We start from the raw sequence: 17,221 nt of genomic DNA, 5'->3' as shown, positions 1-17,221 counted from the left end.
ATAGAATAAAATACCTTTATAAGCGTTAATACGCCGTCCTTATTTTGCTGGTAAGTGCTAATAAGCGATATTTATATCATTATTGACCAAAACATGAACTACAAACAACTGCTGGATGAGGTAAAGGAGCATGTAATAAAATATTTTCATGCGCATAACAATCCCGATCTGGTATATCATAACTTAAATCATACTAAAAATGTGGTGGCCGCGGCCATGCAGATAGCCAACCATTACCAGCTAAGTGATGAAGACTATTTTATAGTGATAGCAGGCGCCTGGTTTCATGATATGGGGTACATGGTAGATGCCTCAAAACATGAAGAAAGCAGTGCGCAAGTAGCCGCCGACTACCTGAAGCACAAAGGTGTAGATGCTGCGGTGATCGCCAAAATACAGGGTGTTATAATGGCTACTAAAATGCCTCAAAATCCTAAAAACTTGCTGGAGGAGATCATGTGCGATGCTGATCTGTTTCACTTGGGTACGGCCGATCAGCGTAAAACAAGCCGGCAGTTACGTGAGGAAATGCTGCTGTTCTGTAAAAAGGATATCAGCAAGGCCGACTGGCGCAAAAAAACCATCGAACTGATGGAGGGGCATCATTATTTTACTGATTATTGCCGCCTGTTGCTGGATGAACAAAAAGCTAAAAACCTTGCCGACCTGAAGGAGAAGCAAACTAAAAGCGATACCAAACAACAGGATGTGGTAGTTTTTGATAAGCAAACCGAAGTTGCCAAAGACGATGACGAGCCGGAGAAAAAGAAGAAAGATCGCCCGGAGCGGGGCATTGAAACCATGTTTCGTATCAGCTCAACCAACCACCAGCGGCTGAGCGATATGGCCGATAACAAGGCGCATATCATGATCACGGTGAACTCAATTATCCTGTCGGCCATAATCAGTTTGGTGCTGCGCAAGCTGGATCAGGATAGTACGTGGCTGATACCAACCGTTATGCTGATCTCGGTAAGTTTATTAACTATTACATTCTCCATTTTGGCTACCCGTCCGTCAATACCCGATGGCCGTTTTACGCGCGATAATTTGAAGAATAAGGATGTTAACCTGCTTTTCTTCGGTAATTTCTACCGTATGTCGTTAGATGAGTACAGCGCGGGTATGTTCCAGCTGATGGAGGATAAGGAGTTTTTGTATGGCAACCTCATCCGCGATAATTTTTCGCAGGGGGTAGTGCTGGGCAAAAAGTACCGTTTGCTGCGTATATCATACAATATATTCATGTTCGGGTTGATCGTGTCGGTTTTTGCTTACATCATCGCGTCGGTAGTTAATGGCAAATGATAATTTATTTAACGACCGCGACCTAAGTTGGCTGTCGTTCAACGGGCGTGTACTGGCCGAGGCTACGAAAACAGAGGTGCCACTGCTGGAGCGTATCAAGTTCCTGTCTATATTCTCGTCAAACCTTGATGAGTTTTATAGGGTACGCATGCCGGTACTGGCTGCCCTGCAAAAAATAACCAGCGATGGCGATGAGGCCAACACGGCCAATCTGCAACAAGCCCGTGATACCATATTGGCGCAGCAGCAACTGTTTGGCAAAACGCTGTTGTCGCAAATTATACCTGAGCTAAGGCAGAACAGCATACACCTGTTTTATAACGAGCAGATCCCCGATAAGTACAAGCCCCTGCTTACCGCTTATTTTTATAGCGATGTGCTGGGCTTTTTGCAGTCGGTGTATGTGGGGGTGAATGATATCAACTTTTTTCCGCAAAATAACCAGCTGTACTTTTTGGTTACGCTTGATGGGGGAGATAAGGCCGAAACGGTGATCGTGAATATCCCGTCGGACAAGGTGCCCCGTTTTTATACTACGGAGTTGAATGGCGAAACAGCCGTGTTCTTTCTGGATGATATTATGCGGCTCAACCTCGATTTGCTTTTTCCGGGTAAAACGGTTAAGGGATGCTACAGCTTTAAAATAACCCGCGATGCGGAACTCGACCTGAAGGATGAATACACCAGTGATGTTGCCGAGCAGGTTGAAAAACAACTGAACAAGCGCGATCAGGGTTTGGCTACCCGCTTTTTGTTTGAGCCGGGTATACCTATGCACAGCTTAAATTTAACTACCGAACAGCTTGGTTTGGCTAACGCCGTAAGTGTTGAGGGTGGCCGTTATCATAACCTGAAAGATTTTGCCGACTTCCCGGTAAAAAATGCCGCATTGAGCTATAACCGATGGCCATCGGTAGCGTACCCTAACATACCGGATGATACAACCTTGCTGCAATATCTGGACGGGCGCGACGTTTTATTGAACGTTCCGTATCAATCATACCACAGCATATTACGTTTTTTTAACGAGGCCGCTACCCATCCCGATGTGGAGGAGGTATACATTACATTGTATCGTGTAGCCCGCGAATCAAAAATTGTTAACGCGCTTATCAGCGCGGCCAAAAGCGGCAAAAAGGTAACGGTGATGATTGAGTTGAAGGCCCGTTTTGATGAGGCCAACAACATTAAGTGGGCACGTAAAATGAAGGATGCCGGTGTGCGCATTATTTACAGCATTACGGCGCTTAAAGTGCACGCCAAAGTAGCCTTGGTAAAACGCCGCGACGGCGACAGGATAAAGTACACAGGCTTATTGGCCACGGGTAATTTTAACGAGAGCACGGCATCATTTTATACCGACCATATTTTGATGACGAGCAACCCGGCGCTAACCCGCGAAATGGAGTTGCTACTGCTATTCCTGGCTAAAAGGCAAAAACCACCATCGCCTGAGCTGATACCTTTTGGCGAATTGCTGGTATCGCAGTTTAACCTGCAAAGGCGTTTTTTGGAATTGATAGATAATGAGATAGCCAACGCGCAGCAAGGCTTGCCTGCATCTATCACCATGAAAATGAACAACCTGGAAGAAAAGGTGCTCATTAGTAAACTGTATGATGCTTCAAGGGCAGGGGTGAAGATACAGCTTATAGTTAGGGGGATATGCTGCATAGTGCCTGGTGTTACGGGCATGAGCGACAATATCATAGTGCGCCGCATTGTTGACCGCTACCTGGAGCATGGCCGTGTGTTTATATTTGAAAATGGTGGTGATAAGCAGGTGTACATGGGGTCGGCCGATTGGATGAACCGGAATATTTATCGCCGTATTGAGGTGTGTTTTCCGGTGTACGATGCCGGTATTAAGGCGCAGATATTGCACCTGATCGACCTGCAATTGCAGGATAATGTACAGGCGGTTTATATTGATGAGGCCATGAGCAATACCCCGGTTGAAAGGCAGGGCGATGCGGTACGATCGCAGCAGGCGATCTATGAATTTTTGAAGAACAATAAGCATGAAGAAAATATATAAGGAGTTTAAGTTTCAGGCAGCGTTCGTATTGGTGCTGTCGCTGGTGTTCGTCAGCTTTTCGTGCATGCAAAAAAAGGAAGCGGCTAAAAATCCGCCGGGATATGATCTGGCTAAACCACAAAAATTTGTGATGCCGGCCAGCCTTACTGAAATATCAGGTCATACTTTTTATAAGGGCGATCCATCGGTAGTATATGCTGAGGAAGATGAAAGCGGCCGTGTATATCATTTTAAACCCGGCGCTAAGGATGTAGCCTATACCGAATTTGGCGGTCATGGCGATTATGAGGACATTACCATTTGCCGCGAGCAGGTTATTATGCTAAGGAGCGATGGGGTGCTGTTTATCTTCCCGTTCGCGCAGTTAAAGGCGGGCAAGGTAACATCAGTAAAAACCGTAAATAATATATTGCCCAAAGGCGAGTATGAGGGTATGTATGGCGATGAAAAAACAGGCACCATTTACATCATCTGCAAAAACTGCAAAGCTGACAAAAAAATGAACCATACCATGGGTTACAAGTTCAACCTTTTAGCAGGTGGTAACGTAAAACAGGCAGGTGAGTTTAGCATATCAACCGAGGAGATCGCGGCCATCTCCGGAGGAAAAAAGAAAAAGAAGGCCAAGTTTATGCCTTCGGCTATCGCTAAACATCCGCTAACTAATGATTGGTATGTGCTATCATCCATCAACAAAATGATAGTAGTTACTGATGCTGATTTTAAGGTAAAGGATGTTTACTCGCTAACCAGATCACTTTTCCCACAGCCTGAAGGCATCGCATTTGACAGGCAGGGCAACATATACATTTCAAACGAAGGTGGAACAGGTAGTGGTACACTACTTAAGTATTTGTATAACAAGTAATTTGTATATTTAAAGTAAATTTAGACTATGCGCGTGGTGATGAAATGTATTTTACTGTTTACTTTTGCTATTGTATGTTTTTGCAAGCCGGTTAGCGCCCAGGGATGGGATGCTAAATTGCTGAACAAGATCAACCCCCAAAACCCGAATTCGCAGTATTGGATAAATACCAGTAACTCGGTGTATTGGGCAAGCGCGGCAGTGCCTGCGGGTTCGCTTATTTATGGATTAATAAGCGGCGACGAAAAGGCCAAGCACAGCTCGTTCGATCTGTTCATTAGCCTGGGGGCTAATATGCTGGTTACTGATTTGATGAAGAAATCATTTAACCGTACGCGCCCCGGCGATAAATATCCGGATATGATATACCCGGTATCGGCAACAACTGATATGTCAATGCCATCGGGCCATACCAGTATGGCGTTTGCAACGGCTACAACATTATCATTACAATACAAAAAGTGGTACGTTACCGTACCTGCCTACGCGTGGGCGGCATCGGTAGGGTATTCACGTATGTACTTAGGTAAACATTACCCCTCGGATGTATTGGGCGGTGCGGCGTTAGGGATAGGAGCGGGTTATGCAAGCCATTGGCTTAACCGTAAACTATTTAAACGCTACTACACCACACCAAAAACCTATGCGTACTAAATTTACCATACTATTAATACTCATATTAAGCATACATAACGCCATCGCACAAAAAGGCCCGGTAAGTTACCGGGTCATTTTTATTGGTGACGCCGGCGAAATGGATACCCAGCAAGGCGCGGTACTGGCACATGCTACCGCCCAAACCATACCCGGCAAAAGTATGGTGATGTACCTGGGCGATAATATTTATCCCCGCGGTATGGGCCTGCCCGGTAGCCCCGAGCAACAGCAAACGGAGCAAATACTACAATCGCAATACCAGCCATTCAGAGCTAAGGGCGTGCCTGTGTATTTTGTGCCCGGCAACCACGACTGGGACAGGATGGGGCCGCAAGGTTTAGCCAAGATAAAGCAACAATGGGCTTTTTTAGATGCCCAGCAGGATAGCCTGCTCAAGCTTGTTCCGCGCGATGGATGCCCCGACCCGGTGGAGATCAACCTGACTGATAGCCTAACCATCATAGCCTTTGATAGCGAGTGGTGGCTTTTTCAGTATAACAAGGATAACCCTGATGCCGAATGTGATTGCAACAGCCGCCAGGAAGTATTGGCGCGCATGCAGCAGTTATTTGCCAAAAACAGGGGTAAAATGATATTGCTGGCATCGCACCATCCGTTTAAAACCTATGGTACGCATGGCGGCTATTTTTCGTTGAAGGATCATATATTCCCGCTAACTGCTGCTAAAAAGAATTTATATATCCCGCTGCCGGTTATCGGCTCGTTATACCCTTTGCTGCGCACGCTGTTTACCAATCCCGAAGATACCGGGCATCCGCTGTATAAAAACATGATACAGGGTATTGATGGTGTGTTTAACGGCTACCCCGACCTGATCCACGTGGCAGGGCACGATCATGGTTTGCAATTCATCAAGGATAAAAAAATGGTGCAGGTAGTAAGCGGAGCCGGTGCCAAACGTACCTACGCTAAAAAAGGCAAGCACTCCCTTTTTGCTGATGCCACACAGGGCTATGTTACCGCCGATATGATGCAGGATAAAAGCATTGTATTTACCTACTACATTTTTAATGAGGGCACGGTAAAGCAGGCCTTTACCTACACGCAACCCTTTGTGCCTGTAAATTACCGCGATTCGATACCCAAACCCATTACAACTGATAGCACCACGGTTGCCGTAAGGCCCGAGTATAATAAGGGCGGCAGCTTGCACCGTTTCTTTTTCGGCGAAAATTACCGTAAGGAATGGGCGCAGCCAACCAAGCTGCCGGTTATCCGTTTGTCGCAAATACATGGCGGGTTAAAGCCTACGCAGTTGGGTGGCGGCTACCAGTCAAAATCATTACGCCTGGTTGATAAGACCGGCAAGGAGTGGGTGCTGCGCAGCGTTGAAAAAAGCCCCGAAAAGGTATTGCCCGGCGAGTTGCAGGAAACCTTTGCCAAGGATTGGGTGAACGATGCCATGAGCGCACAGCATCCGTACTCGGCGTTAATGATACCGCCCATGGCCGAGGCCGCTAAGGTGCCACATGCTAACCCGATTATCGGTGTGGTGTCGCCCGATGAAAATTTGGGTAAGTATGGTGCCATATTCAACAACATGGTATGCTTGCTGGAGGAGCGCGAACCCATTGGCGATTCAAAAAACACCCTGAAAACCATTAAGGCGCTAAATAAGGATAACGATAATAAGTTTGATGCCCGCGAATTTGTGCGTGCCCGCATGCTCGATCTGCTGGTTGGCGATTGGGACCGCCACGAAGATCAATGGCGCTGGGCCGAGAAAAAGCAGGGCGACAATACCATCTACACCGCCGTTCCGCGCGACCGTGACCAGGCTTTGTATGTGAACGAGGGCTTGTTTCCGGGTATTGCAGGGCTGCCCTGGGTGGTGCCTACCTTACAGGGTTTTGATGGTGATATACCGAGCGCCAAATGGTCGTTGTTTAAATCGCGTTTCTTTAATATGTATCCGCAGGCCAATTTCAGTTACCAGGAATGGATGAACATGGCTACCGAGTTTGTATCTGCCGAGAGCGATGAGGTACTGGAAGCCGGTCTGAAAAAACTGCCTGCCGAAATTTACGCCATTCGCCATGATGAATTATTAGCTAAGCTGAAAGAGCGCCGCAATAACATCCCCGCCGCAATGGCCAAATACTACAAATTCGCCAACAAGATAGTGGATATACGCACCACCGATAAAAACGAACTGGTTGAAATAACCGGCGATACGGCTCGCTCGTTAAAGGTGGTCATCAAAAAAATAAGCAAGAGCGGCAAAACTGAGGATGTGCTGATGAGCAACACCTTTAGTCGTGATATTACCAAGGAGATAAGGCTGTATGTTGAGGATGGCGATGACCATGTTGTGGTTGATAACAAAACATCGCCCATAAAACTTCGTGTTATAGGTAAAAAGGGCGATAAGGTTTACGAGATAGCTAATACCACCAAAAGCATCCCACTGTATAACAAGGGCGATAAAAAGATCACTTTTAAGGGCGATAGTAGCCGCTTTAAAAAACATTTACGTGCCGATAGCGCTAACACGGCCTTTGTACCGGTAGAGTTGTATAACCGTTTTATACCGCTGGCAACCGGCGCGCTGAATGCCGATGATGGTTTAATATTCGGGCTGGGCTTCAAGTATATACACCAGGAAGGTTTCCGCAAGGCACCTTATAATGATGCGCATCAGCTGATGGTCAGTCACGCGTTTGCAACAAAAGCCTTCCGCATTAAATATAATGCCGAGTGGATGGAAGCAATTGGAAAAGCCGATATAACTTTGCAGGCGTTAATACAAGCCCCTGATAATACGGCCAACTTTTTTGGCAGAGGTAACAATACTGATTTTGACCGTGTTGGTAATTGGAAACGATACTATCGTACAAGGTACAATACGGTCGAGATAGATCCGGCACTGCGTTGGCGAACTTCGCCGGGTACATCGGTAAGCATTGGCCCATCGTTCCAGTACTATCATTTGGATAGGGATGATAACGAGGGCAGGTTTATCAACAATGCCTCGCTCATTGGCTCGTACGATAGTGCTACTATTGATAAGGATAAAGTACACGCGGGCGTTGTGTTCAACTTTATCAGCGATAAGCGTAACAACCCGATATTGCCAACATGGGGCAACGTAGTTAACATAAAAGTAGAGGGATATGCAGGGTTAAACAATTACTCCAAATCGTACATACAAATACTGCCCGAAGTGGCCTTTTATAAAAGCCTGAACGCGAGTGGTTCCATAGTGCTTGCCGATAGGATAGGCGGCGGCGTTACCATTGGTAAAACGGCATTCTATCAATCGCTGTTTTTGGGCGGCATACAAAACCTGCAAGGCTTTAGGCAATACAGGTTCGCGGGCCAGCACAGTGCCTACAATAACCTGGAACTGCGTATTAAACTGGGCGATTTTGCCAGCTACATATTACCCGGACAGTTTGGCATAACCGGATTTTTTGACGTAGGCCGGGTTTGGGAAAAAGGCGAACAAAGCGATAAATGGCACATAGGCAATGGCGGTGGCATTTATTTTGCACCGGCACGTATGGCAGTAGTACAATTGGTTGCCGGCCATTCAAACGAGGGCTGGTACCCCTACATATCTATGAAATTTAGATATTAAACAAACACACCACAATGCACACCGAAATACTTGAAATAAACCAGGACCGATGCGTAGTTTGCCAGGTTGAAACAAGGCTATCCTTTAAACCACTGGTAAACCATTTAAAGGAGCGCCTTAAAACCGAGCATCCTATAAAGGCTCAGTTCTATAAATTCCTGCTCGAAAAACTGAGCGAGCTGGAGGCCAGCGATTATATTATAAGGGTGGCCGATATTGATCAGCATCAGGAAACACTGGTGTTGATATACACCATACTTACCCCGCTTGTTGCCAGCGAAAAAGAATTTTTTTGGGCGATGAGCACCCCCGTGCCCGATAAGATATTTTTTAGCACCGATGCGTTCTTTGATTTTTACACCAATAAATCGCACGTGGCGCATGTTGAGGGCTATGAGGAGGAAGATCATATCCAGAAAAAGCAGCTGCAATTCATCTATCAGCTGATACTGAAGCGCTTTTACAACTTTACATCCATATTTAAGGATGAAAAGATACTGAACTATACCGACCCGGTAACGCATATCAGCAAATATTACAGCATACATGCCGATACCAGTTTTATTGATATACATGTAGATGGCGAACTGCCCACGCTTGATTTTGAAGCCATTGGCGAGCAAATGCACGAGGGTAAGGAGCTGGAGATATTGGTTGAACTGCTGCCCCTGCATCTGTTCAAGTTGGAGGGCTTTACCATACTCACGCTTACCGATATCACTATGACGAAGGCTATTGATAACCTGCGTTCAATACTGGTTGAGCATACTGATGAGCGGGAGGCCTATCCGCAGGTAATACAGTCGCTTAAAACACTGGCCGGTAATGCTGATATTGAGTTTGGCGTTATGCCATTTCTCACCCTGAATGATAAGTTGGTTTTTGATACCGATGAATGCCAGGACAGCGTATTGATAAATGCCGCCGCCGAGGCCGGTATTGCCGATGAGGTGCTGTATGCCCTGGTCGAAGAATACCGCAAAAATCCGCGCCCTATCATCTACACCAAAATAACGGATGAAAAGGCGGTAGATAATGTGGTGCTGCGCATCATTAAAAAAGCAGGGGTAACGGCGTATACCCTCATCCCCATATATTACAATAAAAAACTGGCCGGGGCTATGGAGCTGCACTCCAAAAAGGAATTGATAATTGACGAAGTGCTGCTATCAAAACTACAGCGGGCCATACCGTTGCTGGCACAGTTGTTTCAGTATAGTATCGACAGGTTCAACTCGGCTATTGATGTTATTTTGAAGGATAAATTTACCGCCCTGCAACCATCCGTACAATGGAAATTTAATGAGGTAGCCTTAACCTACCTGCGCGGCCTCAAAACCAGCGACCGTATACCTACCATTGACACCGTAGTGTTTGAGGATATGTACCCGCTGTTTGGCGCTATTGATATACGTAACTCAACCATTGAACGTAATGTAGCCTTGCAGGAGGATTTAAAGCAGCTGCTTAATGTTTTGGGCGATACACTTAAAACAGTTAAGGAGCATGTTGATATGAGTCTGATCGACAAACTACTGTATAACGTGCAGGAGTGGAAGATACGCATAAGCGAATACACCAACGCTAACGATGAGGTAATGCTGCGCGCGTTTCTGGATACTGAGGTTGACCCGCTGTTGAAGCATATACGCACCGGGCATCCGGCTACGGCAAATATTATTAACGAGTACTTTAATTCGGTACGTGAGGAGAGCGGCATAGCCTACCAAAAGCGCCGGGAGCTGGAAGCATCCATGCAACTGATCAATACCTCGGTAAGCCATTATTTGGAAAAAGCGCAGGCCATGCTGCAAAAATCTTACCCGTGCTATTTCAGCAAGTTCCGTACGGATGGGGTGGAGTACGATATTTATATCGGCCAATCCATAGCGCCGGAGATGCCTTTTAATAATGTGTATCTTAAAAACCTGCGCTTGTGGCAAATACGCTCAATGGTTGAGATAGCCCGCCTTACCGCCGGTTTGGCGAAGGATATGGTGAAGCCGCTGCATACCACGCACATGATATTTATTCACTCTAATCCTATAAACATCAGTTTCAGGAATGATGAACGCCGTTTTGATGTGGAAGGGGCCTATAACATACGCTACGAGGTAGTTAAAAAACGTATTGACAAAGTGCTGATAAAGGGCACTACCGAACGCCTTACCCAACCGGGCAAGGTAGCGCTGGTGTACTTCAATCAGCAGGAAGCCAATGAGTACCTGGAATACATACAATACCTGCAAGAGCAAGGTTACTTAACCGGCGAGGTTGAGCAGTTGGAGTTGGAAGAATTGCAAGGGGTATCTGGCCTTAAAGCTATACGTGCGGGGGTAAAATATATCGAATAAAAATTATTAGAATTGCATTAGAGAAAAACAATGCATCAACCGCTATGAATAAACTTTACTACATATTATTATTCATAGCGGTTTTGTTTTTTATACCGAAGCTGTCATCCGCGCAGCAAAACCCGACCGGTGATAGCATCACCATAGCCGTAGCGCCCGAATATAATAAGGTAAGCAAACTGCACCGCTTTTTTTTAGGCAGCCATAACCGTGCTGCATGGGCGGCGCCGGTAAAGCTGCGTATCATCCATTTATCAACAGAAAAAGGCGGCTTAAAGATATTGCAGCTGGGCGGTGGCATGCAAACCCGGTCGTTAAGGTTAGAAGACCCTACCGGGCAACAATGGGTATTGCGTACCCTGCAAAAATACCCCGACCGCAAACTGCCCGACAATCTGAAAAAAACGGTAGCCAAGGATATTTTGCAGGATCAGGTATCGTCGGCGCATCCGTTCAGTTCGCTCACTGTGCCGCCGCTGGCACAGGCTTTAGGTATACCCCATGCTAACCCTGAAGTGGTTTATGTGGCCGATGATGAAGGGCTGGGCACTTATCGTAAGGATTTTGCCAATCAGATCTTCTTGCTGGAAGAACGTGCCCCGCTCGATGCTGATAAAACATACAATACCGATAAGGTACAGCAAAAAATACGCGACGATAACGACAATAAGGTAGACGAAAAGCTGGTGCTGCGTGCCCGCCTGTTAGATATGCTGCTGGGCGACTGGGACCGCCACGAGGATCAATGGCGCTGGGAACGTACCAAAGGTAAAAACGGCGATATCTATCAGCCCGTACCCCGCGACCGCGACCAGGTTTTTTATTATACCGATGGATTGTTTCCGTGGATAGTATCGCACCAATGGCTGTCGTCAAAGTTTCAGGGTTATGGCGATCATATACGTGACATTAACGGCTGGAATGTGCAGGCCCGGTACTTTGACAGGTACTTTTTGAACCGACTGGACGAGGACGATTGGAAAAAAGAGATAGCCTATGTACAAAAAACCTTAACCGATGAACTGATCATCTCAGCAGTAAAACGTATGCCCGATACGGTCTACAAAATATCGGGCGATAGGATAGTGGCCAACTTTATATCGCGCCGCAACAAGTTGATGGAGCAGGGGTTGGAATATTACCGTTTCATCTCAGCATATATTGAGATACCCGCAACCGACAAGCACGATGGCTTCACAGTAACCAACAACGCCGATGGCAGTCTGCGGGTTACCGTCAACAAAATAAAAAAGAATGGCAGTGTTGACCACTCTACCTACAAACGCACCTTTTACCCCGATGTAACCATGGAGGTGCGCCTGTACGGTTTTGATAATAGCGATAGGTTCAATATTACCGGCTCGCATCCATCTAAAATAAAGCTGCGTATTGTAGCCGGTACAGGTACTGATACCGTAACCATTGCCGATAGCCTGCATAACAAGGGCAACATTTATGTGTACGATCTGAAACAGGAAAACAATGTGCTGCCGTCGCGCTCGCAGGCTAAGCTGCGCCTGTCTGCCGATAGCGCTGTTAATAATTACGACAGGCAAAGCTTTAAGTACGATAGGTTCGCCATTATAACGTTGGCTAATTATGGGGTTGATAAGGGTATGTCGCTCATCGGTGGTTTCTCGTACGAGAAACACGGCTTTCGTAAGGAACCTTATGCTTACCGGCACGAGTTTTTAACAGAGTACTCATTGGCCCGCAAGGCATTCGTGTTTACCTATACCGGCGATTTTATAAAGGTGTTTGGTAACACCAACCTGATGGTGAACCTTAAGGCACGTGGCCCTAACAACGTGAACAACTTCTTTGGCCTGGGTAACGAGAGTGTTTTTATAAACCGTGGCCGCCGCGAGATAGGCTATTACCGTAACAGGTACGATTTGATAACCGGTGATGTATCGCTCTATCAAAATATTAACAACTGGCACTTTAGCGCTGGTGTGGCCGGGCAACACTACACCGCGTCGCGCGATAATAATGATCGTAAGTTTTTGGGTTTATATGATGAGCAAAACCCGGATCAAAAAGTATTTGCCGACAGGGCCTACGCCGGTTTTATAACCAATGCACAGCTGGATACCCGCAACAAAGCCCTGATACCCACACAAGGCATATTTTGGAACACCACCTTTTCGGGCTACGCCGGGGTGAGTGGCGGGCATAACAAGTATTTGCAGCTGCAATCAGAATTTGGCTTTGTGGTGAATCCTGATCGCGATTCGGTATGGGTGATCATTAACCGTACAGGTGGCGGCCGCATATTTGGCGATGCCGAGTATTTTCAAAAGGTAAAACTGGGTGGCCTGGCTACCTTGCGCGGTTTCCACACCAATCGCTTTACCGGCGAAACCATGCTATATAACGATCTGGAAACACGGGTTAAGCTGTTTGATTTTAACTCGTACCTGCTGCCCGGTTCGCTGGGGTTGATCGGGTTTACGGATGCGGGCAGGGTATGGTCGCCGGGCGAAAACTCGAACAAGATACACTTAGGCTATGGTGGCGGTCTGTATGTTATACCTGCAAGGCTGGTGCTTATTGAGGCTATGATGGGTTTCTCGCGCGAGGGGGCTATTCCCTATATTTCGTTAGGGTTGCATTTTTAATAGCGATGATATATTACAGGTTTAAACCTGTGCTGCTAAAACATTTTAAATTATTTATGAAAGTTTGCTTTAAATGTATACTTTACAATAAATTTGGAATACAACCGCAGGCCGCGATATGATGTGATTATTCGCATTTTTGAAAAAAATGGTTTAATCCATCACCAGCAATATAGCAGCCGGTAAACCTTGAACTAATTATTGAAGATCTAATACACCAATTAAATGTCGAAAAAAAGGCTGTCTATTGTCGATATTGCCAATAACCTGAATATATCAAAAACCACGGTATCATTTATACTTAATGGCCGCGCCAAAGAGAAGCGCATAAGTGCCGATATGGTTGAAAAGGTACTGAAGTATGTTAAAGAGGTTGGCTACAAACCAAACTCGCTGGCCAAAAGCCTGCGCACAGGTAAATCAAACACCATAGGCCTGATAGTTGAGGATATTTCAAACCCGTTTTTTGGCAGCATTGCCCGTTTAATTGAAGATAAGGCCTACAAAAACGGCTACAAAATAATTTATTGCAGTACCTATAACGATACGCAGAAGACCAAAGACATGATCAGCATGTTTCGCGACAGGCATGTTGATGGTTACATCATTGCCCCGCCCGAGGGGGTGGAGGAAGATATAACCTCGCTGATCAATGAATCAATGCCCGTGGTATTGTTTGACCGTTATTTATCTACCATTGATACCGATTACGTGGTGGTTAACAACCAGTTCAGCGCGTATAATGCTACCCAGTATTTGGTAGGGCAGGGATATAAAAACATAGCGTTGATAACCTTCGCTAACGATCAAACCCAGATGGTTGACCGTATAAAAGGTTATAAAATGGCCTTAAAGGAGCATAACTTTAAGGAGATCATCAAGGAGTTGCCATTTTCGGAGGATCTGACGGAATCAATTACGGCTTTCCTAAAATCACGTAAGGGTATTGATGCCATATTGTTTGGTACCAACCGCGATGCTACCTACGGCATAAAAATTATGCATAACCTGGGTATACGTATTCCTGATGATATTGCCATTATATCGTTCGATGATTCGGATGCCTTTGAGTTGCACAGCCCGCAAATTACCACCGTTGCCCAGCCTGTTGAGGATATGGCCGAGCACATCATCACCATATTGCTTGATAAGCTGAACAATAACGGTGTGGGTACCAAAAACCAATCGGTAGTATTACATACCGATCTGGTGGTGCGCGGCTCATCGCAAAAGACGAAAAAATAACGGCTACATAGTTTTTACCTCGATGGCTTTAAAGCGGCTTAGCAATTGTTGCAGTAAGCGGCTTTTAAAGCCTGCCTCGGCGTATATGTTGGTTATCCATACCAGTACCTTAATTTCAATATTATCGGCACCAAAGGAGTTGATAAGCAGTTCGGGCGGAAGATTTTTTACGGTATCGCCGGTTTGGCTTACTTCTTCCTCAATTATCTTGCGGATAGCATCAATATCGGTATCAATGGCAACCTTAAATATGATCTCCGTTTTCAGGTAATCATTACTCAAAGTCCAGTTCACCAAACGGCCTGATAATAGATCCCCATTAGGGATGATCACCTCGCTGCCCTGCGGTGTAAGCATTTTGCTCGATCGGATGCCAATATCCTGCACTTTGCCTTTTTTATCGGCCAGCTCAATATAATCACCTATGCGGAAAGGCTTTTCAAAAATGAGGATAATGCCCGATACAAAGTTGTTAACGATATTCTGCATACCCAAACCAATACCAACGGACAGGGCACCCAAAACCACGGTCAGCTTATCAGCCTGAATACCTAATGCCGTTATGGCTAACAGCATACCTATTAAAATAATCACCAGCCTGATGAGCGCCAGTTTGGAGCCCTTATGCTCTATTTTATCGGTAATGGTATTGCTGGTGTTACCCTCGCCAAACAGTACGGCTACGTGCTTTTGCAGCATATTGGCCATGTAAACTATCACCCCGAAGAACAGCACATTACCCAGCGTGAATTTAACGCTGCCAAAGGCTCGCTCTTTTATCAGCAATTGCTCAACAAGGGCGTATATGCCACCGGCAATGCTCAGGTTTATCATAAATACCAAAAACCACGATATTACCGCCACTACCGTTAGCGCCTTTTTAAATGATGCCCGCGACCGGGTTACGCTAATGCGCGAGAACAAACCATCAGAGCATGCGCTTACCTTGATCTGCAATTCCAACGCGTCTATCAATATCTGTATAAATACCGCCAGCCCGATAATTTGAGTAAGCCCGATAATGGCCGTTGTGCTGTAAACCTTAGCCAAACTTATACGCCCGAAGATGTTGAGGATAACAGCCAGCGCATTCAAAAATATATAGATGTACAACACCGGGTTGGTAAGCTTTTTAGCCACGCCCTGCTCACGCAGTTTGCGCATAAAATGTATGCCAACGTAAATGGCAAAAACGTTAAGCCCCATCAGCAACAGGCGCATCCAAACGGCATCCTGCACTACGGATGTGGTGAGCACCATCGCTACATATAACCCTGCTACAATCATCCAGTTACGCATATCTTTAGCTTGCAGTTCCCTCCAAAATAAAAGGGTAATGCCCGCGAGTGACAGAAACTGCGTAAGCTCAATATACAGTGATGGCGCGTCCGGCTCAAACAGGGGGGCAAGGTTAAGCATCAGGATCAGCGTGGCCAATATGGGGTACGGGCTGATGTATTTAAAATCAAGCTCACCTATCTTTTCGCGTAAGCCGGGTTGCCTGGTTTTTTTAAAGTTGCGGAATACCCAGAAGTAAAATGCCAGCCCGGCTAATATGAGCATTACCCTGTTATCCCACGATGAATCAAAGAAATAGCCCAGTATTTTGTTCTGCCCCTCAAAGGATGTCGATATAAGTTTGAACAGATCATTATTCTCACTCGTGGCCGGTGCCGACCATATATACGGCGCCTCCCTGCCCAGCGCGCTACGTCCCGATTGCTGCAACTTGTCGTCGATAAGGCTTTGCATATCATTCACCGTAAGGTATAGTGCCGATACATCGGCCAGTAACTGGCTCACGGTATCTAATCCTGCGGTGGTAACCTTACCCGCGCCTTGCAGGCGTAGCTTTATATCAGCTAATTGGGTGGAGTACAGGCGTTTTTGTGTAGTATCCTTATTATCAACCGTAAGCAGCGAATCGTTGCTCAGCGCCACCACCTTATCGGCGCGTTGTTGCAGCTCGCCGTTAAGCTTGGTGAGGCGGGTTTGCCAGTCGGTTAGTTTTGATTGCGCATCCTTTAGTATCAGGTTATAACTTAACAGGCTTTTGGTATCAATAACCTTGCTGGTAACAGAAAGTTCAGTTTTAACCGGCGACAGGTTGGTTTTAACATCTTGCAGTCCGTTACGTATACCATCAATACGGTACCCCTTTTTATTGGCCGAGTTAATGTCGGTTATGGCCGCCTGCGCCTGCTGTATCTTAAAAAGTAAGGTATCGGGTATGGTGTTGATGGTATCTGCCGGGGCGGGTTTATCCTGCGCTGTGGTGTTTTTATAGGTTGATAGCACGGCGAATAACGCTATCATCAGCATATATAAATACCGGTTAAGGGTGATGTTACGTGTTTGTTTTCCTGTTTTTATAACCATAGCAGCTGTATTAATTATAACCTGCCTTATAAAACTTGTTTACGGGGTAATGGTTTTCTTAATATGAAGTATGGTTAAATTCAGGGTTAAATGATGCGCTGCTTTTTTACAAAATCAAAACAAGTAAACTGCGCTTCAATACCTAAAAAT

The 17,221-nt window shown here is 46.0% G+C and carries 9 protein-coding genes; 8 read left to right on the top strand and 1 reads right to left on the bottom strand.

The window, feature by feature from the left end:
- Positions 1–93: 93 nt before the first annotated feature.
- The 8 genes from IM792_RS12185 (at position 94) to IM792_RS12150 (ending at position 14,692) form a co-directional block, all read left to right on the top strand.
- Positions 94–1,308, top strand: a complete 1,215-nt coding sequence (locus IM792_RS12185; protein WP_194102151.1) for a Pycsar system effector family protein — start codon at positions 94–96, stop codon at positions 1,306–1,308.
- Entirely contained in the window at positions 1,298–3,346 is a 2,049-nt protein-coding gene (ppk1, locus tag IM792_RS12180; protein WP_194102150.1) for a polyphosphate kinase 1, read from the top strand. The genes IM792_RS12185 and ppk1 overlap by 11 nt, the downstream gene beginning before the upstream one ends.
- Positions 3,330–4,214: an SdiA-regulated domain-containing protein gene (locus IM792_RS12175; RefSeq protein WP_194102149.1), complete on the top strand. Its 885-nt coding sequence runs from the start codon at positions 3,330–3,332 to the stop codon at positions 4,212–4,214. Before ppk1 ends, IM792_RS12175 begins: the two co-directional genes overlap by 17 nt.
- Positions 4,215–4,253: 39 nt before the next feature.
- Entirely contained in the window at positions 4,254–4,868 is a 615-nt protein-coding gene (locus tag IM792_RS12170) for a phosphatase PAP2 family protein (RefSeq protein ID WP_194102148.1), read from the top strand.
- Entirely contained in the window at positions 4,858–8,472 is a 3,615-nt protein-coding gene (locus IM792_RS12165; RefSeq protein WP_194102147.1) for a BamA/TamA family outer membrane protein, read from the top strand. The genes IM792_RS12170 and IM792_RS12165 overlap by 11 nt, the downstream gene beginning before the upstream one ends.
- Before the next feature lie 14 nt (positions 8,473–8,486).
- Positions 8,487–10,826, top strand: coding sequence for a GAF domain-containing protein (locus IM792_RS12160; protein WP_194102146.1), 2,340 nt, complete (start codon positions 8,487–8,489; stop codon positions 10,824–10,826).
- 44 nt (positions 10,827–10,870) lie between these two features.
- Positions 10,871–13,447 carry a BamA/TamA family outer membrane protein gene (locus IM792_RS12155; protein WP_194102145.1) on the top strand — a complete coding sequence of 859 codons (2,577 nt, stop codon included), beginning with the start codon at positions 10,871–10,873 and terminating at the stop codon, positions 13,445–13,447.
- A gap of 225 nt (positions 13,448–13,672) precedes the next feature.
- Positions 13,673–14,692, top strand: a complete 1,020-nt coding sequence (locus tag IM792_RS12150; protein ID WP_194102144.1) for a substrate-binding domain-containing protein — start codon at positions 13,673–13,675, stop codon at positions 14,690–14,692.
- A gap of 3 nt (positions 14,693–14,695) precedes the next feature.
- Here IM792_RS12150 and IM792_RS12145 read toward each other — a convergent pair whose 3' ends face one another.
- Positions 14,696–17,071 (bottom strand): mechanosensitive ion channel domain-containing protein, encoded by a 2,376-nt coding sequence (locus IM792_RS12145; RefSeq protein ID WP_228085065.1) that lies wholly within the window; start codon positions 17,069–17,071, stop codon positions 14,696–14,698.
- Positions 17,072–17,221: the final 150 nt, after the last annotated feature.

Origin of the sequence: Mucilaginibacter sp. JRF (assembly GCF_015223065.1) — a bacterium.
In the GTDB taxonomy this organism is placed as follows: domain Bacteria; phylum Bacteroidota; class Bacteroidia; order Sphingobacteriales; family Sphingobacteriaceae; genus Mucilaginibacter.
The sequence above is the reverse complement of the archived record's forward strand: the minus strand, read 5'-3'. Positions and strand labels throughout refer to the sequence as shown.

Excerpts from the sequence above, each read along its gene's own strand:
- IM792_RS12175 (WP_194102149.1), top strand. The coding sequence starts at position 3,330 with ATGAAGAAAATATATAAGGAGTTTAAGTTTCAGGCAGCGTTCGTATTG.
- IM792_RS12170 (WP_194102148.1), top strand. The coding sequence starts at position 4,254 with ATGAAATGTATTTTACTGTTTACTTTTGCTATTGTATGTTTTTGCAAG.
- IM792_RS12185 (WP_194102151.1), top strand. The coding sequence starts at position 94 with ATGAACTACAAACAACTGCTGGATGAGGTAAAGGAGCATGTAATAAAA.
- ppk1 (WP_194102150.1), top strand. The coding sequence starts at position 1,298 with ATGGCAAATGATAATTTATTTAACGACCGCGACCTAAGTTGGCTGTCG.
- IM792_RS12150 (WP_194102144.1), top strand. The coding sequence starts at position 13,673 with ATGTCGAAAAAAAGGCTGTCTATTGTCGATATTGCCAATAACCTGAAT.
- IM792_RS12155 (WP_194102145.1), top strand. The coding sequence starts at position 10,871 with ATGAATAAACTTTACTACATATTATTATTCATAGCGGTTTTGTTTTTT.
- IM792_RS12145 (WP_228085065.1), bottom strand. The coding sequence starts at position 17,071 with ATGGTTATAAAAACAGGAAAACAAACACGTAACATCACCCTTAACCGG.
- IM792_RS12165 (WP_194102147.1), top strand. The coding sequence starts at position 4,858 with ATGCGTACTAAATTTACCATACTATTAATACTCATATTAAGCATACAT.
- IM792_RS12160 (WP_194102146.1), top strand. The coding sequence starts at position 8,487 with ATGCACACCGAAATACTTGAAATAAACCAGGACCGATGCGTAGTTTGC.